The following is a 26,062-nucleotide window of genomic DNA, read 5'->3' on the forward strand; positions in this document are numbered from 1 at the left end:
GTTCGCATCTCAGATCGATTGCCGCAGCGGACGGAACGCCGTCCGCACTTCCGCGGAGAACAGCGCCGGCTGCTCCCAGGCCGCGAAGTGTCCGCCCTTGTCGAGACGGTTGTAGTGGATCAGCTTGGGATAGGCCTTCTCGGCCCAGTTCCGCGGCGCGGCGTAGATCTCGTCGGGAAAGACGCTGACGGCGACCGGGATATTGACGTGCTTGGGCGCGAAGAACACCAGCTTGTTCTCCCAGTACAGCCGCGCCGACGACACCGCGGTGTTGGTGAGCCAATAGAGCGTGATGTTGTCGACCACATCGTCGCGCGACAGTCCTTCCGTCCCGCCGTCGAACACGCGTGCGATCATCGCGGCGCTGCGCGCATCGTGGTCGAGCATCCACGACGCCAGGCCCGAAGGCGAATCCACGAGACCGTTGAGCGTCTGCGGCCGGTTTGACATCTCGATCGCGTAGCCGAGACCGTGCTTGTAGAAATCGTCGAGCTGGTCGTAGGCAAGGCGCTCCTCGGTCGAGAGGTTTTCCGGACGCGTTCCGCCGGGTTGCAGCGCCGCGGCGATGTCGTCGGGGACGGTCGCGGGCATGTTGGTGTGGATGCCGAGCAATTCCGGCGGCGCGATCAGCGCCATCTGCTCGGTGACCGCGTTACCCCAATCGCCGCCTTGCGCGACGTAGCGGTTGTAGCCGAGCCGCTTCATCAGCACGATCCAGGCCCGCGCGATGCGCTGGGGATCCCAGCCGAGCACCGTCGGCTTGCCAGAGAAGCCGTGGCCGGGGAGCGAGGGAATTACGATGTCGAACGCGTCCGCCGCCTTGGCGCCATGCGCGGTCGGATCGGTGAGCGGACCGACGACCTTCATCTGCTCGATGATCGAGCCGGGCCAGCCATGCGTGACGATCATCGGCAGTGCATTCTCGTGCCGCGAGCGGACGTGGATGAAGTGGATGTCGACGCCGTCGATTTCGGTGACGAATTGCGGAAGGGCGTTCAGCCGCGCTTCCAGCTTGCGCCAGTCGTAGTCGCTCTGCCAGTAGCGCACGAGCTGTTGCACCGTCTTCAGCTGTACGCCCTGCGACTGATCGGTGACGATCTCGCGATCCGGCCAGCGCGTGGCAGCCAGGCGCCGGCGCAGGTCGAGGAGATCCTGCTCGGGCACGCTGATCTCGAAGGGGCGGATGGCGCCGCCTGAGGCAGCCTTGGCCGGATGCAGCGGCAACAGGCTCGACACGCTGGCGGCGATCGCAGTCATCGCGGCCTGGCTCAGCAATTGACGGCGGTCGGGGTTGAGGCTCTCGGATCGTGCTTGCGCGGTCATGTTGGATCTCCCTTGCTCTGGTCGGTGACCCTGACCGAATTCGAAATCAGCGGGTCCGTTGGTGTGCGGAGAGATTGGCTGAGGCCCCGGCAATTTGCGCGTTATGGATTGTTAGCCTGCGTTAGCCGTTGCGAGTCCGGCTTCAACGGCGATGGAGACGTGCGCAATACGACACGGCGCGCGAGGACCGAGTCATCGCGCGCCGTGTGACCAGGGTCGGAGATGCCCTCGCTGCAGCTCAGGTCGGCAGCGGCTGGCCGGCTTGCTCGCGGACGATGTAGTCGGCGTACCAATCCGCCCATTTCTCGTCGTGTCCGCCGCTCCGCGTCTCATGCTCGCCATGCGCCAGCGCCGCGCGACGCAGCGCTGCGGCCAGATCGGTCGTTGAGGCGAATGTCGTGCTGTCGGGCGCGATGCGTCCGGGCAACCGTGTGGTGATTTCCTGGAACAGCCAGCCATTGCCGTCGGGGTCGCTGAACGCGGCGAACGAAGCATAGCTTCCGCGCTTCGGGTCAGCACCACTGACTCGAACGCTGCCAAACAGATATGGCTCGTCAGGTCCGGCGTGAAGGTCGCCGGCACCGTGGAATGGCGCGCTGACCTCGACGCCGCGGTCGAGCAGATCCTGCCGTGCCGCTTCGAGATCGGACACGACCAGATACAAGCCTCGCGCCGAGCCCGGCACTGCGGCCGTGACGTTCTTGCCGAAGATCACCGAACAGGCCGAGCCCGGCGGCGTGAACTGGATCACGCGCCAGTCGTCGCCTGAGGCGAAGTCGGCGTCCAGCCGCCAGCCGAGTCGCGCATAGAACGCCTTGGCGCGTTCGACATCGGACACCGGGATCACGAGGACCTCGAGCTTCGAATCAACTCCGCGAGATTTCGAGGGCTTGGTTACGGTTTCGCGATCGATTTCGATGGTGGTCATGTCGAACTCCCTGAGGTGAGACATTGTTCAAGCACGAAGCACGGTCAGGCCGCGGCGGGCATCACGATCGTCACCCGCGTGCCACCCTGCCCCGCCTCGCCCTGCAGCCGCGCGTGGATGCTGCGTGCCAGCCCTTCGAGGATGCGGCTGCCGGTGCCTTGAAGTGGACCGGTTGCGCCGATGCCGTTGTCGGCCACGGTGCAGAGCCAGGCGCCATCGCCGCTGGCCAGGTCGACGCGGATCAACCCACCGGCACTGTTCGGGAAGGCGTGTTTTGCCGCGTTCGTAATGAGCTCGGTAAGCATCATCGCGAGCCGATGACACTGCGCCGCCGGCAATTTGCCGCTTTCGATCGCAGCCTCGCAGCGGATGCCGGCCGGCTCCAGCACCGCTTCGGAGAGCGCGCCGCAGAGATTTTCGAAGAAGGGTTCGATAGACACCATCGACGGGTCGCCGTCGTCCGACAAAAGCTGATAGAGCCTGCCGAAGGCGACGATGCGCCGCTCGAGCCGGTCCACCGCCAGCGACACCTCGCCCCTGCCCGCACGCGTGAAATCGCGACGGACCGACGCACCGAGCAGCGTCAACGTGTTCTTCATGCGATGGTGGGATTCCCGCAACACGAGTTCCCAATCACGCGACTGCTCATCGAGACTGGCGACGAATTGAGATCGAACGACATGGTCGTTCGGCCGAGCGTCGATAATGGACATCATGGCCTCCCCGTTGAAATAGGATCTAACTCGAAGGCCATACTGGATGGATCGCACGTGTTTAGCTCGTTAGACGTTGCAAGATTCTGTTATGAGGAAGGTCGCGGGAACCCGGTCAACGGCTCCGTCGATCGCTGCCAATGGGACTGCTCAGCTGGCCCGGCCGTGCCCAAAATTGCTGCTTTTGAGTGAAATTGCCGGGATCGCCTCCATGCAATCGGCCGACAGTCACGCGATTTCGCCACTTTCGGCCAGTTTACTGGACAGCGCGTTCTGGTAATTCAAAGTGCCGGCATCAGCCCTTTCACCGGAATTACTCGCCAGTGCCAGACACCAACGAGCAGGATTCGGTCATTGCCTTCGGGCCCTTCCGGCTGTTTGCGAAATCGCGATTGCTTGAAAAGGACGGTGCACCGTATCATCTCGGCGGCCGCGCGCTCGATATCCTGATCTGTCTCGCCGAACGTGCCGGCGAGGTCGTGGACAAGCGAGAGTTGATCAAGCGCGTCTGGGCCGACGTCAACGTCGACGAGGGAAGCCTGCGCTTCCACATCACGACGCTTCGCAAGGCTTTGGACGATAAAGCCCTGGGCACTGCCGGCGAAGGCTCCCGCTATGTGATCAACGTCCCCGGCCGCGGCTATTGCTTCGCGGCCCCGCTGCTCCGGGCTGCGCCTTCGGAGAGCCGGGCCGGCCTGCCGGCCGCTTCGCCCCGCTTGCTGCCCGCGCCGCTTGCCAAGATGATCGGCCGGGACGATGCGGTCGAGAAGATCTCCGCCGAGCTTGCCCAGCATCGTTTCGTCACAATCGTCGGCCCGGGCGGGATCGGCAAGACGTCGGTCGCACTTGCCGTCGCGCATCGCGAGCTCGCGGCCTTCGGTGACCAGGTGTGTTTCGTCGATTTCGGCGCACTGACGGATGTCCGACTGGTTCCCGGCACGATCGCTTCCGCACTGGGCCTGACCGTCAATGCCGACGATCCCGTGCCGAGCCTGCTGACGGTCCTGCGCAGCCGGCGCATGCTGCTGGTGTTCGACAGCTGCGAGCATATCCTCGACGAGCTGGCCCCTCTGGCCGAGCGCATGGTCCGCGAGGCGTCGCAGCTGCACATCCTGGCCACCAGCCGCGAATCCCTTCGTACCGAGGGTGAGCGCGTCCACCGGCTGTTTCCGCTGGATTGCCCGCCGCAGCGTGAAGGCCTCGGCATCGCCGACATCCTTGCCTATCCCGCGAGCCAGCTCTTCGTGGAACGCATTGCCGAAAGCCTGGGCGAATTCGAGCTCACCGAGGAGGATGCGCCGCTCGTTGCCGAAATCTGCCGGCGCCTGGACGGCATTGCATTGGCCATCGAGCTCGCCGCTGGGCGCGTCAATGCCTATGGAATTGCCGGAACCGCATCGCTGTTGGACAGCCGCTTCTCGCTGCTGTGGCGGGGACGGCGCACCGCGATTCCGCGGCACCAAACGCTGAGCGCCGCGCTTGCCTGGAGCTACGATCTGCTGCCGCCGACCGAGAGCGCGATCCTGCGCGGCTTGTCGGTGTTCGTCGGGCCGTTCACGCTGGAAGCCGCGCTTGCGGTCGCGTCCAGCCAGGGTATCGGCGAGGGCGAAGGCGTGGAAGCCATTTCGAACCTGCTCTCCAAATCCCTGATCGCGACCTCGCCGGCGGAGCGGCGGCTGCGTTATCGCCTGCTCGACACCACCCGCGCCTTCATGGCGGACAAGCTCGTCGAGAACGGGGAAGCGGACCGCGTCGCGCGCGCCCACGCCGAATATTTCCGCGACGTCCTGCACGACATTGCCCTCAAATCCACGGGCATGCAGAGCGCAGGCGGCTTCCTCCCCTATGCCGACCATTTGCCCAATGTTAGGGCCGCGCTGACCTTCAGCTTTTCGGACCGCGGCGACCGGACGATCGGCGTGGATCTGGCGGCCTCGGCGTCGCAGTTCTTCCTCGAACTGACGTTGCTGACGGAATGCTACCGATGGACCCAGCAGGCGCTGGCGTCGCTCGACACGCGCACGATCGACAGCCGCCAGGAGATGACCCTGCAGGCCGCGCTCGGCGTCTCCGTGATGTTCACGCAGGGCAATACGGAAGCGGTCCGGTCGGCCTTCACGCGCAGTCTGGAGCTTGCCCGGCAGCTCGATGACCTGCACTGGCAGCTCTGGCTGCTGCGCGGATTGCACATCTACCTGACCAGGGTCGGAGATTTTCACGGCGCGCTCGACACCGGCGAACAGGGCAAGGGCGTTGCTCGCAAACTGAATGATTCTGCGGCCTCGTTGAACGTGGATTGGATGCTCGGCGTCGCGCATCATCTGATCGGCAACCAGGACAAGGCGGTTCGGTTCTGCGAAAGCGCGATGGTGCAAAATCCCGGTTCGCAACGGCTGAATATCGGGCATCTCGGTTATGACGACCGCATCGTCGCGCTGGTTGCCCTGGCGCGCGGGCTCTGGCTCACGGGCCGGCCCGAGCGAGCGGTCGAGGTGGCCAGATACACGGTGCGCGAGGCCGAGTTGCTCGAGCAGCCGCTCACCCTCGGCATCTCCCTGATCTGGACGATCTACGTGTTCCTCTGGGTCGGCGACTGGGCCAGTGCCGACATCCTGATCGAGCGGCTGATCGATCATTCCGCACGGCACTTCCTCGGCCCCTATCACGCTGTCGGTATCGGCCAGAAGGGCGAGCTGCTGCTGCGCCGCGGCGACGTCGTGGGGGGTATCGAGCACCTTCGCCGCAGCCAGGCCACGTTGTACGCGACACGGCACCGCATCATGACGACGGTGTTTGCGACGGCACTCGCGGAGGGTCTCGCCGCCCAGAACCAGCCCGACGAGGCCTTGCAGACGATCAACGAGGCGATCGCCCAGATTCCCGATCATGGCGAATCCTTCGACATGCCGGAGATGCTCAGGATCAAGGGTGACATCCTCGCCGGGTCGGGCAACGCTGCGGAGGCGGAGAGCACCTTGCGCAAATCGCTCGATCTGTCCCGGCGCCAATCCGCGGTCGGCTGGGAGCTTCGCGGGGCGATCAGCCTTGGCCGCATCTGGGAGCGGGCCGGCCAGCCCGCTGACGTCCGCGCTTTGCTCACCCCCCTCGTTGCGCGCTACCAGGAGGGCTTGCAGACCCGCGATCTGATCGCTGCCAGGGAGCTGCTGAGCACCCTGAATTGAGAGTATCTTCAACGAGATACCGCCATGATTCCCGCTCGCAACTCCTAACAACTTCTAACACGCCAAGCCGCATGGGCCCCGCCATGGTGGAAACGCTCACGGTGGATATGGCGGGACATGGCGCTTCTTGACGATGTAATCGATGCCAGCGGCGGAATCGCCCGCTGGAACAGCTTGAACCGGTTCACGCTCCACCTTTCCGTTGGCGGAACGCTGTTCTCCAGTGCGGGCCATGCCCGGGAATTCAAGGATGTGACCGCGGAAGGCTCGACCCGGATGCAATCGGTGCGCTTCACCGGCATCACCGGGGGTGATCACTCCGGCTCCTTTCAACCGGATGCGATCACGATCGAGAGCCTGGCTGGTGACGTGTTGCGGTCCTGGCCTAACCCCAGCCTCGCATTTCCCGAGGTTGATCCGTCAGCCCTCGCTGATGAGCTGCACCTGATCTTCTTCTGCGGCGTCGCGATCTGGAGCTATCTGACGATTCCATTCCTGCTTGCCCATCCCGATGTCGTGACCGAGGAGCTGTCGCCCTGGCAGGAGAATGCCGAAACCTGGCGACGGCTGCGGGCACAATTCCCGGCTCACCTGATGACGCTCGCGCCCGAGCAGGTGTTCTATTTCGACGAGAGCGCGCTGCAGCGGCGGACAGATCACGACCTCTTCGGGATGAAGGTCGCGCACTCCTCATGGGCTCATGACAGCTTCGGCGGCATCGTGGTGCCGACACTTCGGCGCGCGCAGACAGTGCGGCCCGATGGAACCGTGATTGCCAAGCCGGTGCTGATGGACGTCGAGATCTTCGACGCCGTGTTCGAATAGCGGCGACACGCCTGGTACGGCCGCTCTCAACGCCTAACAATACATAACGAGCCAACAGTCCACTTTGAGCGCAGATTGGGTTTGCGGGCACGAACGACGTGCTCGCACGAAACCCAGTCGCCGCAGCCACGCGCGCGGCATGCGCCGCAGGACTTTCCGCAAACCGTCACGCTACGTGCAAGAGCAACGACATGAGCATTCCAGCCGCCCTCGCCCTCTCCGCCGCAATGGCCTGCGCCGCCGTACAAGCCTCGGCGCAGGAACTGCGATCCAGCCGGCGCTCGATCAGCTATCACACCATCGATATCGGCGGTCTCAAGACCTTCTATCGCGAGGCCGGATCGCCCGACGCCCCAGCCGTGCTGCTGCTGCACGGCTTTCCGTCCTCGTCGCGGATGTGGGAGCCCTTGTTGCCGCTGCTGGCCGACAAATATCACGTGATCGCACCTGATTATCCCGGCTTCGGCAACAGCAGCGCGCCGCCGCCGTCCGATTTCGCCTATACGTTCGACAACATCGCCGGCGTGATGAACGAGTTGACGGCCAAGCTCGGTCTCGGCAATTACGTCCTGTTCATGCAGGACTATGGCGGCCCCGTCGGCTTCCGCATGGCGCTGGCGCATCCCGAACGTGTCCGCGGGATCATCATCCAGAACGCCGTGTCGCACGAGCAGGGCTTGAGCCCGCTCTGGGACGCGCGTCGCAGATATTGGGCCGACCCGGCACACGAGCTCGAGGCGCTCAAGGCCAATTTCACCTCCCTGGCGGCGACGCGCCAACGGCATCTCGGCTCCAGCCCGCACCCCGAACGTTACGACCCCGATACCTGGAGCGACGAATACGCGTTCCTGAGGCGTCCGGGACAGGCCGAGATCCAGACAACGCTGTTCCTGGACTACCGGACCAACGTCGCTTCCTATCCGAAATGGCAGGCATGGCTGCGCAAGACCCGGCCGCCGACGCTGGTGGTCTGGGGCAAATACGATCCGTCCTTTGCGGTTGCGGGCGCTTCGGCGTATCGCGACGACGTTCCGGATGCGGAGGTTCACCTCCTGGACGCGGGCCATTTCGCGCTGGATGAAGCAACCGACGAAATCGCTGAGCTCGTTCGCGACTTCCTTGCGCGACTGGACGGACACAAGGGCTGAACAGCAACCGCGTGGCGGATCGCCCCGCTTCACAGCATGCAACGACCATAGGAGCAACACATGTCCGACAACATCAACCGCCGCCGCTTTTTCGGAAGTGCCGCCATGACGCTCGCAGCCGCCCAGCTTTCGATCGGCGCAACCGCCTCGGCTGAAACGGCCAAGCCGGCAAAGTCCCCCGTCACCATCAAGCCGGGAGCCAACACGGCGTTCGCGTCCCTGAAGCAGATCGACGCCGGCCTCCTCAACGTCGGCTATGCCGAAGCGGGTCCCGCGGATGGTCCGCCCGTGATCCTGCTGCACGGCTGGCCCTATGACATCTACAGCTTCGTCGACGTCGCACCGCTGCTCGCGGCGGCCGGCCATCGCGTGATCATCCCCTATCTGCGCGGCTACGGGAGCACGCGCCTGCTCTCCGAGGCGACGATGCGGAACGGTCAGCCGGCGGCGATCGCAACCGACGTCATCGCGCTGATGGACGCGCTCAAGATCGAGAAGGCCACGCTCGCCGGCTTCGACTGGGGCGCGCGCACCGCCAACATCGTTGCAGCCCTCTGGCCGGAGCGCGTCAAGGCGATGGTCTCGGTGAGCGGCTATCTGATCGGCAGCCAGCAGGCCGGCAAGATGCCGCTGCCGCCGAAGGCGGAGCTGCAATGGTGGTACCAGTTCTATTTCGCGACCGAACGCGGCCGCGAAGGCTATGACACGTACCGCCGGGATTTTTCGCGGCTGATCTGGCAGCTCGCCTCGCCGCAATGGTATTTCGACGATGCCACCTTCGAGCGCAGCGCGGCGGCCTTCGACAATCCGGACCACGTCGCGATCGTGATCCACAATTATCGCTGGCGCCTCGGCCTCGCCGAAGGCGAAGCGAAATACGACGCCTACGAGGCGCGGCTGGCGCAGGCCCCCGTGATCACGGTGCCCACCATCACCATGGAAGGTGACGCCAACGGGGCGCCGCATCCGCAGCCGTCCGCCTACGCCGCAAAATTCTCCGGGCGCTATTCGCACCGGACCATCAAGGGCGGCATCGGGCACAATCTGCCGCAGGAGGCGCCAAAGGCTTTTGCCGACGCCATCCTGGACGTGGCAGCCGCGAGCTAGCACCACAATGGCGAAACCCGCACCAAGGGAGCGACCAGGGATGCGCCGGCTGTTTGCAACCCTCGCCTTGCTCGTCGTCGTCCTGCTCGTGCTGATCCAGTTCGGTCCGGCATGGCTGTCCGGATGAGCTCTTCGGCTTGTTCAGGCGGAGGGCGGGTTCAGCATAAGCCGCGCCTTCCTGAGGTCCGCGGTCTCGAACCCTTCGGTGAACCGCGCATAGGTCTTGGCGAGCTGTTCGCGCGGATCTCCTACACCCTGTCGTTCGCGCAACTGCGAGAGCGACATCTCGGTGCGCAGCTGCCAGGACAGCGCCCCCTGCCGCTCGGCGAGCTCCGCGGACGCGACGAGGCTTGCCTCGGCCGCGTGGAGGTTTCCACCCTGCGCCTCGAGTTCTCCGCGCAGACGGAGCAGCTCCGGCATGTCGAAGGCGCCGCCTTCCCGCTCGACGCGGTCGATGGTTTCGTTCAGGACCTGCGCGCCTTCCGCCAAACGCCCCGACGAGACCAGCCCCCGAGCCAGATCCGCGGCGAACGCCGACATATAGAGCTCGTAGCGATCCGCGTGCAGGCGCGGGAGCGCGCTCCGCAACAGGTCGATGCCGCCGGTTACCTCGCCATGGGCGATCAAGGTCTGCGCCCGAAACCCGGTCGCAACCGCTTCGTAGGGGACGAGCCCATGCATGCTCGCATGCGTCGCCAGGCGAGCGCTCATGGTCTCGACGGCGGACCAGTCGCCGACCCAGCCGAACACCGAGGCGGACCAGCACAGCGCAATGCAATGCATGACCACGTCGCGCGGTGCCGACGCGCCGACGAGCGGGAGGACGCATTCCAGCGCGCGATCGGGATAGCCGCGCAGCCACAGCACCCGCGCGAGCGGAATTTGCGGTGTGCGCGAATAGGCGAAATGTCCGGGTTGGGTGCCCCGCAGCGCGGCGTCGTCGCGCATGCCCTCGTCGAGATGAGCTTGCGCCTCGGCCTGGTCGCCGGCGAGGTGATAGGACACGCCGAGCAGCGCCTTGCTGCCGGCGATGCCCGCGGTATCGCCGATCATGCGCGCGATCCGCTCGGCGTGACGCGCTGTCGGCACCAGATGGCGGTAGCCGCCGGTCCGGCGGTAGTACATGTTCAACCGCGACAGCAGCCTGAACGTGTTGGCGTGGTCGCCGAGCGCTTGCGCGATCTCCAGCCCGCGCCTGAGCGCCGCTTCCGCCTGCTCGCTGTTGCGCTCGGTGAACATGAAGGCGTGGCCGAGCGTCGACTGAAGCTCGAGCTCCCAACGGCCACCGCGGCCGGCGTCGTCGAGCATTGCGAGTGCGCGATCGGACCAGATGCGCGCCTCGTTCAGCAAATTGAGCTCGACGAACAGACCCGTGCAACTGCCGGCAAGCGGCACGCGCAAATCGGCTCCGTCATCATTGGCGTAGCTCCATGCCAGTGCCGCGCGGGCATCGGCGAGCAGGCCTACCCGCTGCTGTGAGCGGGAGACTTGGCCGCTGCCGCCCTGCGCCGCCAGGCCCGATTCAAGCGTGCGCTGGACATGACAAGCGTGACGGCGCGCAATGACGTGGGCATCGCCGACATCCGCCAGCTTCTGCATGGCATAGGCACGCGTCGCGTCCAGCAGGCGATAGCGCCGCGATGCCCCGTCCGGCTGCGAGGACACCAGCGACTTGGCCACGAGTTGCTCCAGCGCGTCGATGACGCGATCCTCCGGCGTCCCCTCCTCGGCCGCCACCGCTATTGCGCCCTCCAGGGTGAAGTGACCTGCGAAGACGGCGAGCCGCTGGAACACAGCGCGCTCGTTCTCGCCGATCAGGCCGAAACTCCAGTCGAGCGTGGCGCCGAGCGTCTGCTGCCGCGGCGGCGCCGTTCGCCGTCCGCGCCATTCGAGCTGCAGGCGGCTGTCGAGCAGCGCCGCCATCTCGCGCAGCCCGTAGAGACCGACGCGGGCGGCTGCGAGTTCGATCGCGAGCGCGATGCCGTCGAGCTTGCCGCAGATCTGCACCAGGACTTCCGCATCCTCGTCGGTGAGGTCGTCGCGATGCCCCGCCGCATTGGCGCGATCGACGAATAGACGCGCAGCCGGATAACCCAGCACCTCGCCGGCGCTGAGGCGCGCGCCCTGCGGCGGGCCCGGCAGCGGGACGAGCTCGAAAATCTGCTCGCCGGCCACCAGCAACGACTCGCGGGAGGTGGCGAGGATGGCGACGCCGGGCGCCTCGCGATGGATGTCCTCTGCAAGACGCGCGACCGCGTCGATGACGTGCTCACAGCTGTCGAGAACGAGAAGCAGCCGTCGCGCCCGCAGGAAATTGACGATGCTGCCGCTCGGATCGTTGTGATGCACGACGAGGCCCAGCGCGGCGGCAACCGTGCTCGCCACCAGCGCGGCGTCCTTGAGCGGACCGAATTCGAGGAAATGGACGTTGCCCTCGAATCTGTCGCTCAGGTCATGCGCGAGCGCGACCGCGATGGTGGTCTTGCCGATGCCGCCTGGCCCGCGCAGCGTGACGAAACGATCGCGGAGCAAGCGCGGCGCCAGCTCGGCCACGATTTCGTCCCGCCCGACCATCCGGTCCAGACGATGCGGCAGAGACGGTGACGGCGTCACTTTATCGGGCGGCACCGACGCGGGTGCGGGCGGCTCTGCGCGGGTGCCACGCTGCACCGGCGCGACGAAGCAATAACCCCGGCTCGGGATGTTCGTGATGTAGCGGACCCCGTCCTTGCCGTCGCCGAGCGCCTTGCGCAGCTCCGCGACATGAACCCGCAGGCTTATCTCCTCGACGGAGAGGCCGGACCACGCGTAGCTGAGAATCTCGCTCTTGGGCACCACCTCGCCGGCACGGCTGACGAGCAGGCGCAAAATATCCATCGCGCGGCTGCCGAGCTTGACCGGCACGCCGTCCTTCTGCAGCAACCGCGACCGCAGCGAAAACGGCCCGAACGAGACGGCATCGAGAGCGGGGATCGTTCCGGCGCCGCCGCGGGGGCCACGTCCTTCCGAGAGGTCGGTCACATTTTTCTCATTTTGACGACGGCTTCCTCGAAACGCGCAAGGACTATACCCGGCCCCGATGCGAGGTCCAGCGAAGGCCCCGCGCGAATCCCACACCGGGACGTCGATCCCACGCAATGCTCCATGATGGCCTCAACCGGGCGAAATCCGACAAATTGCACCTAATCAGACGTCTGCGGCGGGCTGTCGCACCTGGCGCACATGCACAAAATCTAACAACTCCTCATCACCACTAACGGGCGTCCTGGCCAGCTCACGCCTATCCTCCGAGCATGGAAAGCATCGGGCTTGCGCGTTTGCCGGTCGTCGCAAGCAGCCACAGCACCTGGAGAGGACGAGCGATGTCGAACAATTTGCACGCGGCACATGCCTGGATCGGTCTTCCGGCCGGCGCGCGGGATCACGAGGTTCTTCGCCCGGCGCAGGTCATCGCCCGGGAGAGCCGATGGCGCCAGATCGATCCCGCACCGGACGGCGCGAGCGAGGACGTCACCATCTCGCGATGGGAGGACTCGCGGAGCAGTTCGTCGCACGAAACGACCACGCCGGACGATCGCTATTTCATCGGCATCGCCCTGAAGACCACGCGCGCGAAGCTGACACGGGACCGCCAGATCATTTTCGACGGCACGATGCCTGCGGGGACGCTCTATGTCACTGCTCCGTCGAAGTCTCTCGGCGTGCAATTCCAGTCGCCATGCGCCTTCCTGCACGTCCACATCTCCACGGATCATCTTCCCGCGCATGTCGTTGCGGCCGACGGGCTCAATGACCTCGTGCTGTTGCGCGATCCACTCGCCGCCGAGCTTGCCAAGGCGCTGATCGAGCAGAGCGATGCCGCAGACCGGCGTTTTACGCAGTGCATCGGCCAGACGCTCGCGATGCATCTCACCCGGATGGAATTGCCGCGCGTCAGGGTGAATGCCTTGCCGAAATGGCGGCTGCGGCGTGTCGAGCAATATATCGCAGATCATTTCCACCGCTGCATCAGCCTGTCCGAACTCGCCAACGTTGCCGGCCTGTCCCGGATGCATTTTGCGGCGCAATTCCGCGCCGCGACCGGTTACCGTCCCCGCGAATATCTGCTCAACCACCGGACCGAGCAGGCGAAGACGCTGCTCGCAACCACCGAGCGGCCATTGGCCGAGATCGCGCTTGCCGTGGGCTTCAGCACGCAGGCGCATTTTTCGACCGTGTTCAAGCGCATCAGCGGGGAATCGCCGGCACGCTGGCGGCTCGCCAATAGGGATGAGCGGCTCGAGGTCGAAGCGCTGCCGCGGCGGCGGCGTTCCCCGGAGATCGGTTGGATCGCCAGTGCCGCAGCGTAGTGCAGCGTCAGGACATTTGAGGGCTACACCGGATCGAACGCGCGGATCGGCGGCAGATTGCCGGTGAACTTCTCCACCTCGACCACCGTCAGCTGCCCGGTGCAGCCCTGGGCGAACGACGAGGTTCCGACGTCGCGGGTGAGCACGTTCGGATTGCCGTGAACGCACAGCGGCGCCTCCTCTTCGGGATCCATCGGATCGTACCAGGCGCCGGTCGGAAGCTGGATGACACCGGGCGCGATGCCATCGGTGACGTGGACCGCGGCAAGGCACGCCCCGCGATCGTTGAACAGGCGGATGATGTCGCCGTCCGCGATGCCGCGCGCATTCGCATCAACCGGGTTCATCCGCGCGACCTCGCGGCCGCGATGTTTCGCGCCAAGCGAATGCCCGCCGAAATCGAGCTGGCTGTGCAGGCGCGTCACCGGCTGGTTGGCGACGAGGAAGCACGGCGCCCCAGGCCTGGGCGTGTCGGTCTTGTCGAGCCAGACCGGATGTCCCGGACAATCCGCATCGTTATGCGCTGCGATCTTGGCCGAAAATATCTCGATGCGCCCGCTCGGCGTCGGCAGCGCGTGATCGACGGGATCCTCGCGGAAGCGGCGCAGCCGACCGCCGTCATCGGGCTGCTGCGGCACGACCAGGCTGCCGCGCGCCCAAAACTCGTCGAAGCCTGGAGCCTCCAGGCCGCGCCTGGCGAGCGAGGCGCGGGTCGGCTCGTAGAGATGCTCGAGCCACTGCCGCGAGGTACGCCCTTCCGTGAAGGGTTCGCGGGCGCCGAGACGCTCGGCGAGATCGGCAAAGATGTCGTAGTCGTCGCGCGCAAGCCCAAACGGCTCGGCGACCTGATGCATGGCGACCATGAGAGGGTCGTTGCTGGAATAGCCGATGTCCTCGCGCTCGAGCGTCATCGTCGCAGGCAGCACGATGTCGGCATGACGGGCGGTGGCGGTCCAGGCCAGATCGTGCACGACGAACGTATCGAGTTGCGCAAAGGCCTTGCGGAGGCGGTTGATGTCCTGGTGGTGATGGAAGGGATTGCCGCCGGCCCAGTAGACCATGCGGATGTCCGGATAGGTTCGCGTCTCGCCGTTGTAGCGATAGGTACTGCCCGGCTTGAGCAGCATGTCGGCGATGCGCGCCACGGGAATGAAATCGGCGACGCCGTTGCGGCCCTGTCCCAGCGTCGGTCCCGGCACGTCGTTGACGCGGCGGCCGTAATAGCCGATCGCCCCGAGTGAATAGGCATAGCCGCCGCCGGGAAGGCCGATCTGGCCGAGCGCTGCCGCCAGAACCATGCCCATCCACACCGGCTGCTCACCATGCTCGGCGCGCTGCAGCGAATGCGAGACGGTGATCAGCGCGCGCTTTCCGGCGAGCCGGCGCGCGAGGTTGCGGATCGTGTCCACATCGACCCGAGAGATCGCGGCGGCCCATTCGGCGTGCTTGGGCTGGCCATCGCTCTCGCCGGTGAGATAGCGCAGGAAGACGGGCCATCCCTCGGTGTAACGATCGAGGAAAGCCTGGTCATGCAGGCCTTCGCTGACCAGCGTGTGGACGAGGCCGAGCATCAAGGCGGTGTCGGTGCCCGGCACGCAGGTCATCCACTCCGCACCGGCCTCGACGGGCAGGTCTTCGCGGAGCGGGCTGACCAGGATGAATTCGCAGCCGCGCTTGCGGGCCGCCGCCATGGCGCCGCGCTCGACATGCTTGCTGATCGAGCCGCCGGCCACACTGGAGTTCTTCAGCGCCATGCCGCCGAAGGCGAGCACAATGTCGGTGTGACCGGCGATCTGGTCCCAGGTAACGTTGCGCTTGGTGATATCCTCATAGCCGGCAAGGATTTGCGGCAGTAGCACCGACGATGCGCCCGAGGAATAGGAATTGACCGAGCGCACATAGCCGCCCATCGCGATGTTGAGGAAGCGATGCACCTGGCTCTGGGCATGATGGAAGCGGCCAGCGCTCGACCAGCCGTAGGAGCCGCCGAACACGGCGCCAGGCCCGCGCGTATCGCGGATGCGCGACAGCTCGTCGCCGAGGAGATCGAGCGCCTTCTCCCAGCTCACCGAGACGAATTCGTCACGGCCGCGGCGATCGTCGGGGCCCGGCCCGCGCTCGAGCCAGCCACGGCGGATGGCCGGCTGGGCGATACGCGCCTGGTGGCGCAAGGCGCCGGGGAAATTGTCGATGATGCCGTTCGGATCGGGATCGCCCGCATAGGCCCTGACCTCCAGCCCGGCCGCGCTCTGACGTGCGGAAAACACGCCCCAGTGCGAGGTGTGCGGTTTGAAGCCATCCGAGAGGTCGAGACCGGGATCGGGGAAGCCAATCGTATCGTCCATCGTCTGATCCTTATTCCCGCGTCGGCCTGCAATCAGGGTGGTAATATACTGATCCGATCCGGACGTCGTCGAGATCAGCGTTGACGGAAACGCTGGGCTGCCCCGCGTGAGGCCGGAGGCCTTTGCAGGGTGTTCGCCGCAGTCTTCGCGATCGCATGACGATGTGGCCGGGACGATGTCAGGCTCATTGGCCTGCGCAGCAATCCACCAACAATTGCCAGATCCGCTGGGCCTCGCCCCTCTCATGCCCGTCCGGCGCCTTCTCGGCACTGGACCGGCCGTATCCGGCGATAGCGCGCGCTTCACGCGGCACGATCCACCGCTCCGAGATCGGGTCGTACCATTTTCCGATGGTCATCTCAGTCACGGCGATCGCTCACGGATTTTCCGACGGTCGAACGTTGCGCCTCCCGCGGCCCGATGTGAACCATTCGGCAGCGCCTCGCTCAATTGACCAATCAGCGCCGCGTGCGATTGTTCCACCCGCGCGATCAGCCCGGCCGGGTCGGATGAAGCGTGCGCGGGTGCCGCTCGTGCAACAGGCGGGCGAGCTCCTCGCGCTCGGTCGCGCGGCCCTTCATGGCGGTCTCGAACAACGCTTCCTGGATGTCGCGGGGCATATCGCCCCACACGTCCATTGCCGCGCGTCCGAGCAGGCCCGCAAGATGATCAATTCCGTCGCTCATTCGGCTCTCCTGGTCTCACCACGGAATGGAACAGCTGTCATCGTGGAGCGTTCCAGTGTCATCTTTTTTGTCAAAGGAGTGGTCATTTATGGGTTTCTTCACCAAGGACATCAAAACGATGGAAGACCTGCTGCTGCACGGGCTGCAGGACATCTATTACGCGGAGCAGCAGATCCTGAAGGCGCTGCCGAAGATGATCGACAAGGCGACCAACAGGGATCTCGTCACCGGGCTGAAAGCCCATCTGGACGAGACCAACAAGCAGGTCGAGCGGCTCGGCAAGGTGTTTGCCAAGCTCGGCAAGGAGCCCAGCGGCACGCAATGTCCCGCCATCGACGGCATCATCAAGGAGGCCGACGAGACCGCCGGCGAGATCGAGGACAAGGCCGTGCTCGACGCTGCGATCGTGGCCAACGCGCAGGCGGTGGAGCACTACGAGATGTGCCGCTACGGCACGCTGATCGCATGGGCGGAAGAGCTCGGCCACGACGACATCGTGCGCTTTCTCACGACCAATCTGAACGAAGAGAAGGCCGCCAACACCAAGCTGAACACGGTGGCTCTTCGCAAGGGCGTCAACGCCAAGGCCAGCAACGCGGCCTGAGCGGGAGCTGCGGGAGGCAATCCGGGGTCTTCTCATGGAGATGTTCCGGATTGCTTCGTCGCCAGTGCAAAATTGCTTCACAATCTGTCGCGGGCTCCTCGCAATGACGGAGTATGAGGAGGCATCGGTGCCGTAGGGTGGGCAAAGGCGCATAGCGCCGTGCCCACGGTCTCCTTCCATCAGCAACTAAAGACGTGGGCACGCTTTCGCTTTGCCCACCCTACGAGATCGAGCTCGTGGCAAACAGCTTGCAGACATGCCTTCTCGTTCCCGCGGCGCAATTCGCCCGAGCTTTGGCTAGTCTAGCTACCCTCTGATCCAAGAGGGCACAGGGAAGGCCGGGTGCCGACTGGCACCCGCGGTCCGCTGCGCGAAAATGCACACGCAGAAAGAACCGCACAGCAGCATACAGGTGTCGCCGATCACTCGGCCTTCCCTGCGCGATGGTTGCACGGCTTATACCGTGATCTCCCGGGAGCCGAACTTTCCTTCTGGCCTCCCTCGCCCCGCAAATTTGGATGATGCAGTCCGCCCGGTTGGGCTCGCTCGCACCTTCGCAGAACTTGACCGTAGCAACGACGGTCAGGACCACACGGTTTTGCCGTACGCACGGCCCGCCATTTCGCCCGCAGTATTTCCGACTCCGTCGACAGAGCCGAAAACTTACGAACGAGACGAAGCCTGACAGCGCCGTCGTCCGCACGCGGTTGCGAGCTCACAGGGACTACCCGCCCTGCCCGCACCTCTCGTGCCGACGCTGCCGCGTCCACCGCAAGCCCGGCTCGCGAACATGACGACTTCACGTCGCCCCTCTTGGGTGAGCCGGGATGGACGACACATACGCCGAAACCGAATTTCGGTAAAGTGGAATATCTTCGCGCGGGCGGATTGACAGAAGGCGACACAGGCAACGCTCCGCCGGGAGCCATGGCGTTCGTCTCCGTCGAGCAGCCTCCACGCGGCGGGACCGCCTGCTGCACCGCGGAACCATTTGCGTCGCACCATCCAAAAATGAGACTGCCCGTCAAACCAAAGGAGGCACCAACCCATGCACCGCATCCGACTTCGGTTAGCCTCTTCTTCAAAGCCGCGGGCCTTTCGAGAGCCACGTGGCGACAAAAGACGACACACAGGGAGGAGCACAATGTCGAAATGCAGTGTGGGACTGCTCGCGCTGAGCAGCTTGTTTCTTTCAACCGCCGCGTTCGCCCAGGAGAAGATCAAGGTGGGCGTGACCGCCACCCTCGAAGGCACCTACACGGTGCTCGGCGAGGACGGCATGCGCGGCCACCAGACGGCGCTCAACGTCCTCGGCAAGAAGGTCGGCGACAAGGAGCTCGAGTTCATCGTCGCCTCGACCGACGCAACGCCGGATAGCGCAGTGCGCGCCGTGCGCAAGCTGATCGAGCAGGACAAGGTGCAGATCCTGCTCTCGCCGCTCTCCGGCGACGAGGGCATCGCCGTCAAGAATTTCGCGAAAACCCATCCCGAGCTGACCTTCATCAACGCGGCCTCAGGCGCGCAGGAAACGACCTATGTCGATCCTGCCCCGAACTTCTTCCGCTACAACATGGACGGCGCGCAGTGGCAGGTCGGCCTCGGCAAATACGCCTTTGAGGAAAAGAAGTATCGCAAGATCGCAACCGTCGGCGAGGACTATTCCTTCATTTACACCCAGGTGTTCGGCCTCGTGCTCGAGTTCTGCGGCGCCGGCGGACAGGTCACCAACCGGCAATGGGTGCCGCTCGGCACCAAGGACTTTGCCTCGGTCATCGCGGCACTGCCCGACGACGTCGACGCGATCTATCTCGGGCTCGGCGGCGCCGACGCCGTCAACTTCCTCAACCAGTATCAGCAGGCCGGTGGCAAGGCGCATCTGATGGGCGGCTCCATCATGATCGACCAGACCATCCTGTCGTCGAAGGGCAACGCCAAGAACGCCCTGGTCGGCACCATTGCGGCGAGCGGCCAGGCCGACACCTGGGAGGATCCGGGCTGGCAGAAATTCGTCAAGGCCTATCAAGACGCCTTCCCGCCCAACAAGCGATTCCCCAGCCCGTCGCTGCTCGCCACCAACTATTACGGCTCGACCATGGCGCTGATCCTGGCGCTGCGCGCGGTCAATGGCGATCTCTCCAACAACCAGGCCAAGTACAAGGAAGCCCTCGCCAAGATCGAGATCGACGCGCCGAACGGCAAGATCAAGCTCGATGCCAACCGCCAGGCGATCGGCACCAACTTCGTCACCGAAGTGGTCGATGACGGCAAGGGCGCGCTGTTCAGCAAGGTCGTGAAGGTGATCCCGAACGTCAACCAGACGCTCGGCTACGACCCGGCCGTTTTCTCCAAGATCGGGTTGCCGAGCCGCACCGTTCCGGAATGTAAGAAATACTGACGCATCACCCCTGCGATGCACAAACCGGGGAGCGACTCGCTGACGCGGTCGCTCTCCGCTCTTGCAATCTCGCCGGCGTTGATGAACGTTGAGCGAAAAGACAAGAACATTCGGGAGGGGAAGGCATGAGCCGTGCGCTCGCCGTCTTCCATGGCCGGTTTGGCCGGGCGACGGTTTATCAGTTGAACCGCCCTTTCAATATCCACGCCCATCGTGAAGGTCATCTGATCTTCCATGTCGGCGGCATGCCCGCATGCATCGACGTCTCCGACGGACACCACGATCTCGACGAGACGTCCGTTGTCGCGATCAATCCCTGGGAGCCGCACAATTTCCTGCCCGCCGATCTCGACGGCGGCGCGATCTTCTTCGTGCTCTATGTCAACGCCGAATGGTTTGCGCCGGATGCCTCGGGCACCCACCGGATGCGTTTCGGCCGCACCCAGATCCGGCGCACGCCGGCGCTGGACAAGCATATCAGGCGGACCGCCGCGCTCGTGTGCGGCGCACCATCGCTCTCCAGCCTGGATTCCGAACTGCGGCGGCTGATCGACATCTGCTACGACGAAAGCTGGCAGCAGGCCGAGATCGCGCGTGATCCTCGGGCAAACGGCTCCGTCACCGATTTTCGCGTGCGCAAGTGCATCAAGATGATGTCGGAAAGTCCCGGCGCCGAGATCGAGCTCGACACCATCGCGCGAGAATCCGGCCTGTCGCGGCCGCATTTCTACCGGTTGTTTCGCGTCCAGACCGGCGTGACCCCGAACCTCTATCTGAACACGCTGATCATGGAACAGGCGCTGGAAGCGCTGGTGGCGAGCGAGGCGCCGATCGCCGATATCGGCTTTGATCTCGGCTTTTCCTCGCAGAGCGGCTTCACCCGCTTCTTCGCCGCCAATGTCGGGATGGCGCCGACCGATTATCGTCGCGCAGCCAAGATTTTGCGCGCCTGAGCGCGGACCACGAAAAGATACTCACGATCAAACGTCACTCCCGCAGCCTCGCTAGGATGCGGGCAACGCGATCCCGAAAGAGGGTCGCGACCGACGGGAGGACGTTCGTCCATGGCAGGGCTCGCAGCCGGCAACGGCTTGCATGCCCCCTCGCCCCGCTCGCGGGGAGAGGGTTGGGGTAGACTCGCGCCTTCTGCGCGACCTGTTTCGGCGCGCCCGAGCGATCTCTTGGAACGGCCCGAGCAAGCGCCTCGTCCTTCGAGACGACCGCTCCGCGGTCTCCTCAGGATGAGGCTGATCGGAATCGGGCCGGCTGAGCCTGCTGCCGCATGCTCTGCCCTCATCCTGAGGAGCCCGCCAAAGCGGGCGTCGCGAAGGATGGGCAAGCGAGACCCCGTTCTCGTTATGCGGTTTTCCTGCCGCAAGCGGGGCGAGGTGAAGCCATGAGCCGCTTTGTCGAACGCCATCCGGCCTGGGCGCTGATCTCGATCATCGCCATTGCCGTCGGGCTGTGGCTGGTCTTCGCGATCTGGCCGCCGGGCCTCGAAGAAGCCATCGGCCGCAAGCGCGTCTTCCTCAACGCGGTCTTCAACGGCATCACGCTCGGAGGCCTCTACTTCCTCGTCGCCAGCGGCTTCACGCTGATCTTCGGCCTGATGCGCAACGTCAACCTCGCGCACGGCTCGCTCTATCTGTTCGGCGGCTATGTCGGCTACGCCGTCAGCACGGCGACCGGTTCCTGGATCCTCAGCTTCATCGTCGCTTTCATCCTCACCGCGCTGGTCGGCGTCCTGCTTCAGCTGATCGTATTCCGCAGGATGGAGGGACAGGATCTCAGGCAGACCATGGTGACGATCGGCCTGTCGATCGTGTTCGCCGATCTCATGCTGTGGGCCTGCGGCGGCGACTTCTACCAGATCCAGACTCCGAACTGGCTGATCGGCCCCGTGGACCTGCCGCTGGTCACGGCGATCAAGTCCTCGGGCGAACCGGTCTATCTCAGATATCCGATGGTCCGGCTCGTGATCTTCGCCGCGTCCGTGGTCATCGGTGTTGCGATGTGGCTTGCTCTCAACCGCACCCGGATCGGCATGATCGTTCGCGCCGGCGTCGATGATCGCGATATCCTCGCGGCGACCGGGGTGCGCATCCAGCTCGTCTTCGTGCTGGTGTTCGCGTTCGGCGCGGGACTTGCGGGCATCGCCGGCGTCGTCGGCGGCACCTTCCAATCCCTGTCGCCAGGCGAAGACATCCGCTTCCTCCTCGCCTCCCTCGTCGTCGTGATCGTGGGTGGCATGGGCTCGATCGCCGGCGCGGCGCTCGGCGCGCTGATCATCGGCCTCGCCGAGCAGCTCGGCTCGGTTTACATCCCGACCTATGCCATCGTCGTGACCTTCCTGATCATGGTGCTGGTGCTGGCGATCCGGCCGCAAGGCCTGTTGGCGAGGCGCTGAGATGTCGCTCGCCCACGATAGCCGCATCACCGTACGGCCCGCCGCATTGGCGCAGCGCCCGGCGCGCATCTGGCCTGAGATCAACCATCCCGCGGCCTGGATCGTCGCGGTCATTCTCCTGATCATGCCGCTGATCGCCAACGGCTTCTTCCTGATCGAGATCTTCGCGTCCACCCTGATCCTCGGCACCATGGCGCTGAGCCTGATGTTCCTCGCCGGCTATGGCGGCATGGTCAGCCTGATGCAGCTCACCATCGCGGGCTTCTCGGCCTACATGGTCGCCGTGTTCGGGGTCAGCGGCAACGCCAATATCAGCCTGGGCTGGCCGTGGTGGCTCGCGGTGCCCATGGCGCTGGCGTTGGCGACCGCCTTCGGCACGCTCGGCGGCGCGCTCGCGGTACGCACCGAAGGCATCTACACCATCATGATCACGCTGGCGATCGGCGCTGCCTTCTACTATTTCACCAACCAGAACTGGGCGATCTTCAACGGCCATACCGGCATCAACACCGTGGCCACGCCGCACTTCTGGGGCGTCAACTGGCGTGCCGACATTCCCTTCTATTACATCGTGCTCGCGGTCGCGGCGCTCTGCTATTTTGCGGTCGAATATCTCTCGCGCGCGCCGTTCGGCCTTGCACTGCAGGGCGTGCGCGACAATCCCAGGCGCATGGCGGCGCTGGGCTTCAACGTCAACGCGCACCGCGTCGCCGCCTATGCCTTCGCCTCCTTCATCGCGGCGCTCGCCGGCGTTCTCCAGGTCTGGAACTACCGCCAGATCTCGCCGGGCTCCGTCAGCGTCGGCGCCTGCATCGACGTGCTGATCATCGCCGTCGTCGGCGGCATCACGCGCCCGATCGGACCCTTCATCGGCGCGCTGATCTTCGTGCTGCTGCGCACCTTCGCGCTCGATTTCCTGGTCAGGATCGGTCTCGACGGCAACCGTTTCCGGCTGCTGATCGGGCTCGGCTTCCTCGCCATCGTATTCTGGTCCTCGGACGGCGTCATCGGGCTGTGGCAGCGCTGGCGCCAGCGCGGCAGCGCCAGCCGTTCCGGTGGAGGGCATCGCCATGGATAGCGTCGCCCAACGCCTTTCGGCCGTCGGCGCCGGCGCCGCATTGGAGCTGCGCGGCGTGACGCGGCTGTTCGGCGCGCTCGCCGCGCTCACCGACGTCACCATCACCGTGCGTCCCGGCGAACGCCGCGCCGTGCTCGGCTCCAACGGCGCCGGCAAGACCACGCTGTTCAACTGCATCACCGGCGACTTCCCGCCCTCCTCCGGCACGATCCGCTTCTTCGGCGAGGACGTCACGCACTTCCCGCCCTATGAACGCATCCGCCGCGGGCTGCGCCGGACCTACCAGATCTCCGCGCTGTTTCCCGGCCTCACCGTGCAGGACAACGTCTATCTCGCCTGCCGCGGCGTCTCGCGCGGTCGCTTCTCGTTCCTGCGTCCGGGACAGAACGATGCCCTGATGCACGCGGCCGACAATCTCGTCCAGGCGGTGCATCTGTCCGCCGTGAAGGATCAGCGCGTGGCCGAACTCGCTCACGGCCAGCAGCGCCAGCTCGAGATCGCGCTCGCACTCGCCGGCGCGCCGCGCTTCGTGCTGTTCGACGAGCCGGCCGCGGGCCTGTCGCCGACCGAGCGCGCCGAGCTGATCGAGATCCTGACCTCGCTGCCGCCCCATATCGGCTACATCATCATCGAGCACGACATGGACGTGGCCTTGCGCGTGGTCGAGAGCGTCACGATGATGCACAACGGCCGCATCTTCAAGGAGGGCCTGCCGGAAGAGATCCAGTCCGATCCGGAGGTGCAGGAGCTTTACCTCGGAGGCGGCCATGAATGAGGCCCGCCGCTCCACCGCCGCACTCGAGGTCCGTGGGCTCGACGTCTATTACGGTCACTCGCACGCGCTGCAGGGGGTCGACCTCACGCTGGAATCCGGCGTGTTCTCCGTCGTCGGCCGCAACGGCATGGGCAAGACCACGCTGTGCAAGGCCATCATGGGGCTGGTCGCCGTGAGCGGCGGCTCGATCCGTGTCCGCGGCGAGGACATCACGCGGCGGCCTTCCGCCCAGATCGCCCGGCTCGGCGTCGGCTATGTGCCGCAGGGACGCCGGCTGTGGCGTTCGCTCAGCGTCGACGAGCATCTGCGGCTGGCCGGCGGGCTGCGATCCGGAGCCTGGACCGTCGAGCGCATCTACGACACCTTCCCGCGCCTTGCCGAACGCAAGGGCCACGGCGGCGGCCAGCTCTCGGGCGGCGAGCAGCAGATGCTGGCGATCTCGCGCGCGCTTCTCACCAATCCACAGCTGCTCATCATGGACGAGCCGACCGAAGGTCTCGCTCCGGTCATCGTGGCGCAGGTCGAGGAGATGCTGCTACGGCTCGGTGAGGACGGCGACATGTCCGTGCTCGTGATCGAGCAGAATATCGGCGTCGCCACCGCGGTCTCGCGCAACGTCGCGATCATGGTCAACGGCCGCATCAACCGCATCATCGACTCCGCCCGGCTCGCCGCCGACCGCGCGCTGCAGCAGCGCCTGCTCGGTGTCGGCCTTCACGCCGAGCTCGAAGACGATATCGATATCTCCGCCTCCGCGACCGAGGCAAAGCCGGCGCCGGCGCCGCGCCGCGACGGACCGGTCCGTATCTACGTCTCCAACCCGACGCTGCCGACAAGGTGGTCGCAGCCGGTACCGATCGCCCGCATCGAGGCTGCAGCGCGCACGCTTTCGACGCAGGTCGCGCGGCTTGATGAGAGCGACCGGCGCAAGCGCGATCCAATGCCGGGGCAGACCGCCGGGCCGCCCGTCGTGCTGGTGGTCGGCACGCTCGACACCAAGGGTCTCGAGCTGCGCTTCATCCGCGACATCATCGCCGAAACCGGCCTGCGCACGCGGCTGGTCGATGTCTCGACCAGCGGCAAGCATTCAAGCTGCGACGTCTCCGCGCAGGAGATCGCATTGAACCACGGCCGCGGCGGCTCCGCCGTATTTGGCCCCGACCGCGGCGCGGCCGTGACCGCGATGGCGGATGCGTTTGCCAGCTGGCTGCGGCGCCAGGGCAATGTCGCCGGCGTGATCTCGGCCGGCGGCTCGGGCGCGGCCTCACTGGTCGCCCCCGGCATGCGCGCGCTTCCCGTCGGCGTGCCCAAGCTGATCGTCTCCTCGGTCGCCTCCGGCGATGTCGGGCCCTATGTCGGCCCCGCCGACATCACCATGATGTACTCCGTCACCGACGTGCAGGGGCTGAACTCGATCTCGCGCGCGGTGCTGGCCAACGGTGCCCATGCCCTCGCCGGCATGGTCAAGGCGAGGCTCGATACGCGCGAGGCCCGACCCGCCGGCGGCCTGCCTTCGGTCGGCATCACCATGTTCGGCGTGACGACGCCGGCGGTGCAGAAGATCGCCACCGAACTGCGCGACGATTTCGAGTGCCTGGTCTTCCATGCCACCGGCGTCGGCGGCCGCTCCATGGAGAAACTCGTGGAGTCCGGCCAGCTCGCGGGCGTGATCGACCTTACCACGACCGAGGTCTGCGATCTCCTGATGGGCGGCGTGTTTCCCGCCACCGACGACCGCTTCGGCGCGATCATCCGCAGCCGCGTACCCTATGTCGGCTCGGTCGGCGCACTCGACATGGTCAATTTCGGCGCGCCCGACACGATTCCCGAGCGCTACCGCGGCCGCAAATTCCACGTCCACAATCCGCAGGTGACGTTGATGCGGACGACCGTCGAAGAGAACGAGCGCATCGGCCGCTGGATCGGTGAGCGGCTCAACCAGATGGACGGACCCGTGCGCTTCTTCCTCCCCGAGGGCGGCGTCTCCGCGCTCGACGCGCGCGGCCAGCCGTTCTGGGACCCCGATGCGGACGCCGCGCTGTTCCGCGCGCTGGAGCGCACCGTGCGGCAGACCGGTCATCGCCAGCTCATTCGCACGCCGAAGAACATCAACGATCCCGACTTCGCCGCCGCCATCGTCGGTGCGTTCCGAACCCTGTTCGGGCGACCCGGCGCCCGGCGGAGACTAGCGAGGTGA

The 26,062-nt window shown here is 65.5% G+C and carries 19 protein-coding genes; 12 read left to right on the forward strand and 7 right to left on the reverse strand.

What is annotated here, in order from left to right; genetic code table 11:
* Positions 1-9: 9 nt before the first annotated feature.
* The 3 genes from CIT40_RS25240 to CIT40_RS25250 form a co-directional block, all read right to left on the reverse strand.
* Positions 10-1,323, reverse strand: a complete 1,314-nt coding sequence (locus CIT40_RS25240) for an epoxide hydrolase family protein (protein WP_094891200.1) — start codon at positions 1,321-1,323, stop codon at positions 10-12.
* Between the two features lie 238 nt (positions 1,324-1,561).
* Positions 1,562-2,251, reverse strand: coding sequence for a VOC family protein (locus CIT40_RS25245; RefSeq protein ID WP_094891199.1), 690 nt, complete (start codon positions 2,249-2,251; stop codon positions 1,562-1,564).
* A gap of 44 nt (positions 2,252-2,295) precedes the next feature.
* Positions 2,296-2,964 (reverse strand): sensor histidine kinase, encoded by a 669-nt coding sequence (locus CIT40_RS25250; protein ID WP_094891600.1) that lies wholly within the window; start codon positions 2,962-2,964, stop codon positions 2,296-2,298.
* 323 nt (positions 2,965-3,287) lie between these two features.
* On the opposite strand from CIT40_RS25250, the gene CIT40_RS25255 reads away from it, so the two are divergent.
* The 4 genes from CIT40_RS25255 (at position 3,288) to CIT40_RS25270 (ending at position 9,226) form a co-directional block, all read left to right on the forward strand.
* On the forward strand, positions 3,288-6,146 hold the full coding sequence (locus CIT40_RS25255) for an ATP-binding protein (protein WP_094891198.1): 2,859 nt from the start codon (positions 3,288-3,290) through the stop codon (positions 6,144-6,146).
* A 117-nt stretch (positions 6,147-6,263) separates the two neighbouring features.
* Positions 6,264-6,971: a hypothetical protein gene (locus CIT40_RS25260; protein WP_094891197.1), complete on the forward strand. Its 708-nt coding sequence runs from the start codon at positions 6,264-6,266 to the stop codon at positions 6,969-6,971.
* A 191-nt stretch (positions 6,972-7,162) separates the two neighbouring features.
* Positions 7,163-8,119 (forward strand): alpha/beta fold hydrolase, encoded by a 957-nt coding sequence (locus tag CIT40_RS25265; RefSeq protein WP_094891196.1) that lies wholly within the window; start codon positions 7,163-7,165, stop codon positions 8,117-8,119.
* A 60-nt stretch (positions 8,120-8,179) separates the two neighbouring features.
* Positions 8,180-9,226, forward strand: a complete 1,047-nt coding sequence (locus CIT40_RS25270; protein ID WP_094891195.1) for an alpha/beta fold hydrolase — start codon at positions 8,180-8,182, stop codon at positions 9,224-9,226.
* A gap of 141 nt (positions 9,227-9,367) precedes the next feature.
* Here CIT40_RS25270 and CIT40_RS25275 read toward each other — a convergent pair whose 3' ends face one another.
* Entirely contained in the window at positions 9,368-12,247 is a 2,880-nt protein-coding gene (locus tag CIT40_RS25275; protein ID WP_094891194.1) for an ATP-binding protein, read from the reverse strand.
* A gap of 341 nt (positions 12,248-12,588) precedes the next feature.
* Here CIT40_RS25275 and CIT40_RS25280 point away from each other — a divergent pair, with 341 nt between their 5' ends.
* Entirely contained in the window at positions 12,589-13,575 is a 987-nt protein-coding gene (locus CIT40_RS25280) for a helix-turn-helix domain-containing protein (RefSeq protein ID WP_162307669.1), read from the forward strand.
* 23 nt (positions 13,576-13,598) lie between these two features.
* Here CIT40_RS25280 and CIT40_RS25285 read toward each other — a convergent pair whose 3' ends face one another.
* The 3 genes from CIT40_RS25285 to CIT40_RS25295 form a co-directional block, all read right to left on the reverse strand.
* Positions 13,599-15,920 (reverse strand): molybdopterin guanine dinucleotide-containing S/N-oxide reductase, encoded by a 2,322-nt coding sequence (locus CIT40_RS25285; protein WP_094891192.1) that lies wholly within the window; start codon positions 15,918-15,920, stop codon positions 13,599-13,601.
* Between the two features lie 184 nt (positions 15,921-16,104).
* Entirely contained in the window at positions 16,105-16,287 is a 183-nt protein-coding gene (locus CIT40_RS25290; protein ID WP_148667231.1) for a hypothetical protein, read from the reverse strand.
* Between the two features lie 124 nt (positions 16,288-16,411).
* The gene (locus CIT40_RS25295; RefSeq protein WP_094891191.1) at positions 16,412-16,606 is read right to left on the reverse strand and encodes a hypothetical protein; all 195 of its coding nucleotides are present in this window, start codon (positions 16,604-16,606) and stop codon (positions 16,412-16,414) included.
* Positions 16,607-16,694: 88 nt separating this feature from the next.
* On the opposite strand from CIT40_RS25295, the gene CIT40_RS25300 reads away from it, so the two are divergent.
* The 7 genes from CIT40_RS25300 (at position 16,695) to CIT40_RS25330 (ending at position 26,062) form a co-directional block, all read left to right on the forward strand.
* Positions 16,695-17,210, forward strand: a complete 516-nt coding sequence (locus tag CIT40_RS25300; protein ID WP_094891190.1) for a YciE/YciF ferroxidase family protein — start codon at positions 16,695-16,697, stop codon at positions 17,208-17,210.
* A gap of 1,144 nt (positions 17,211-18,354) precedes the next feature.
* On the forward strand, positions 18,355-19,605 hold the full coding sequence (locus CIT40_RS25305) for an ABC transporter substrate-binding protein (RefSeq protein WP_094891189.1): 1,251 nt from the start codon (positions 18,355-18,357) through the stop codon (positions 19,603-19,605).
* A 125-nt stretch (positions 19,606-19,730) separates the two neighbouring features.
* Positions 19,731-20,558, forward strand: a complete 828-nt coding sequence (locus CIT40_RS25310; RefSeq protein ID WP_094891188.1) for a helix-turn-helix transcriptional regulator — start codon at positions 19,731-19,733, stop codon at positions 20,556-20,558.
* A 443-nt stretch (positions 20,559-21,001) separates the two neighbouring features.
* Positions 21,002-22,012: a branched-chain amino acid ABC transporter permease gene (locus CIT40_RS25315; RefSeq protein ID WP_094891187.1), complete on the forward strand. Its 1,011-nt coding sequence runs from the start codon at positions 21,002-21,004 to the stop codon at positions 22,010-22,012.
* A gap of 1 nt (position 22,013) precedes the next feature.
* On the forward strand, positions 22,014-23,090 hold the full coding sequence (locus tag CIT40_RS25320; RefSeq protein WP_094891186.1) for a branched-chain amino acid ABC transporter permease: 1,077 nt from the start codon (positions 22,014-22,016) through the stop codon (positions 23,088-23,090).
* The gene (locus CIT40_RS25325; protein ID WP_094891185.1) at positions 23,083-23,865 is read left to right on the forward strand and encodes an ABC transporter ATP-binding protein; all 783 of its coding nucleotides are present in this window, start codon (positions 23,083-23,085) and stop codon (positions 23,863-23,865) included. Before CIT40_RS25320 ends, CIT40_RS25325 begins: the two co-directional genes overlap by 8 nt.
* Entirely contained in the window at positions 23,858-26,062 is a 2,205-nt protein-coding gene (locus CIT40_RS25330) for an ABC transporter permease (RefSeq protein ID WP_094891184.1), read from the forward strand. The genes CIT40_RS25325 and CIT40_RS25330 overlap by 8 nt, the downstream gene beginning before the upstream one ends.

Source organism: Bradyrhizobium amphicarpaeae, assembly GCF_002266435.3.
Taxonomy (GTDB): domain Bacteria; phylum Pseudomonadota; class Alphaproteobacteria; order Rhizobiales; family Xanthobacteraceae; genus Bradyrhizobium; species Bradyrhizobium amphicarpaeae.

What these genes read in the sequence shown, in the direction of transcription:
- CIT40_RS25330 (WP_094891184.1), top strand. Translation starts at nt 23,858, where the DNA reads ATGAATGAGGCCCGCCGCTCCACCGCCGCACTCGAGGTCCGTGGGCTC.
- CIT40_RS25280 (WP_162307669.1), top strand. Translation starts at nt 12,589, where the DNA reads ATGTCGAACAATTTGCACGCGGCACATGCCTGGATCGGTCTTCCGGCC.
- CIT40_RS25270 (WP_094891195.1), top strand. Translation starts at nt 8,180, where the DNA reads ATGTCCGACAACATCAACCGCCGCCGCTTTTTCGGAAGTGCCGCCATG.
- CIT40_RS25240 (WP_094891200.1), bottom strand. Translation starts at nt 1,323, where the DNA reads ATGACCGCGCAAGCACGATCCGAGAGCCTCAACCCCGACCGCCGTCAA.
- CIT40_RS25305 (WP_094891189.1), top strand. Translation starts at nt 18,355, where the DNA reads ATGTCGAAATGCAGTGTGGGACTGCTCGCGCTGAGCAGCTTGTTTCTT.
- CIT40_RS25320 (WP_094891186.1), top strand. Translation starts at nt 22,014, where the DNA reads ATGTCGCTCGCCCACGATAGCCGCATCACCGTACGGCCCGCCGCATTG.
- CIT40_RS25245 (WP_094891199.1), bottom strand. Translation starts at nt 2,251, where the DNA reads ATGACCACCATCGAAATCGATCGCGAAACCGTAACCAAGCCCTCGAAA.
- CIT40_RS25310 (WP_094891188.1), top strand. Translation starts at nt 19,731, where the DNA reads ATGAGCCGTGCGCTCGCCGTCTTCCATGGCCGGTTTGGCCGGGCGACG.
- CIT40_RS25315 (WP_094891187.1), top strand. Translation starts at nt 21,002, where the DNA reads ATGAGCCGCTTTGTCGAACGCCATCCGGCCTGGGCGCTGATCTCGATC.
- CIT40_RS25300 (WP_094891190.1), top strand. Translation starts at nt 16,695, where the DNA reads ATGGGTTTCTTCACCAAGGACATCAAAACGATGGAAGACCTGCTGCTG.
- CIT40_RS25325 (WP_094891185.1), top strand. Translation starts at nt 23,083, where the DNA reads ATGGATAGCGTCGCCCAACGCCTTTCGGCCGTCGGCGCCGGCGCCGCA.
- CIT40_RS25285 (WP_094891192.1), bottom strand. Translation starts at nt 15,920, where the DNA reads ATGGACGATACGATTGGCTTCCCCGATCCCGGTCTCGACCTCTCGGAT.
- CIT40_RS25260 (WP_094891197.1), top strand. Translation starts at nt 6,264, where the DNA reads ATGGCGCTTCTTGACGATGTAATCGATGCCAGCGGCGGAATCGCCCGC.
- CIT40_RS25295 (WP_094891191.1), bottom strand. Translation starts at nt 16,606, where the DNA reads ATGAGCGACGGAATTGATCATCTTGCGGGCCTGCTCGGACGCGCGGCA.
- CIT40_RS25250 (WP_094891600.1), bottom strand. Translation starts at nt 2,964, where the DNA reads ATGTCCATTATCGACGCTCGGCCGAACGACCATGTCGTTCGATCTCAA.
- CIT40_RS25265 (WP_094891196.1), top strand. Translation starts at nt 7,163, where the DNA reads ATGAGCATTCCAGCCGCCCTCGCCCTCTCCGCCGCAATGGCCTGCGCC.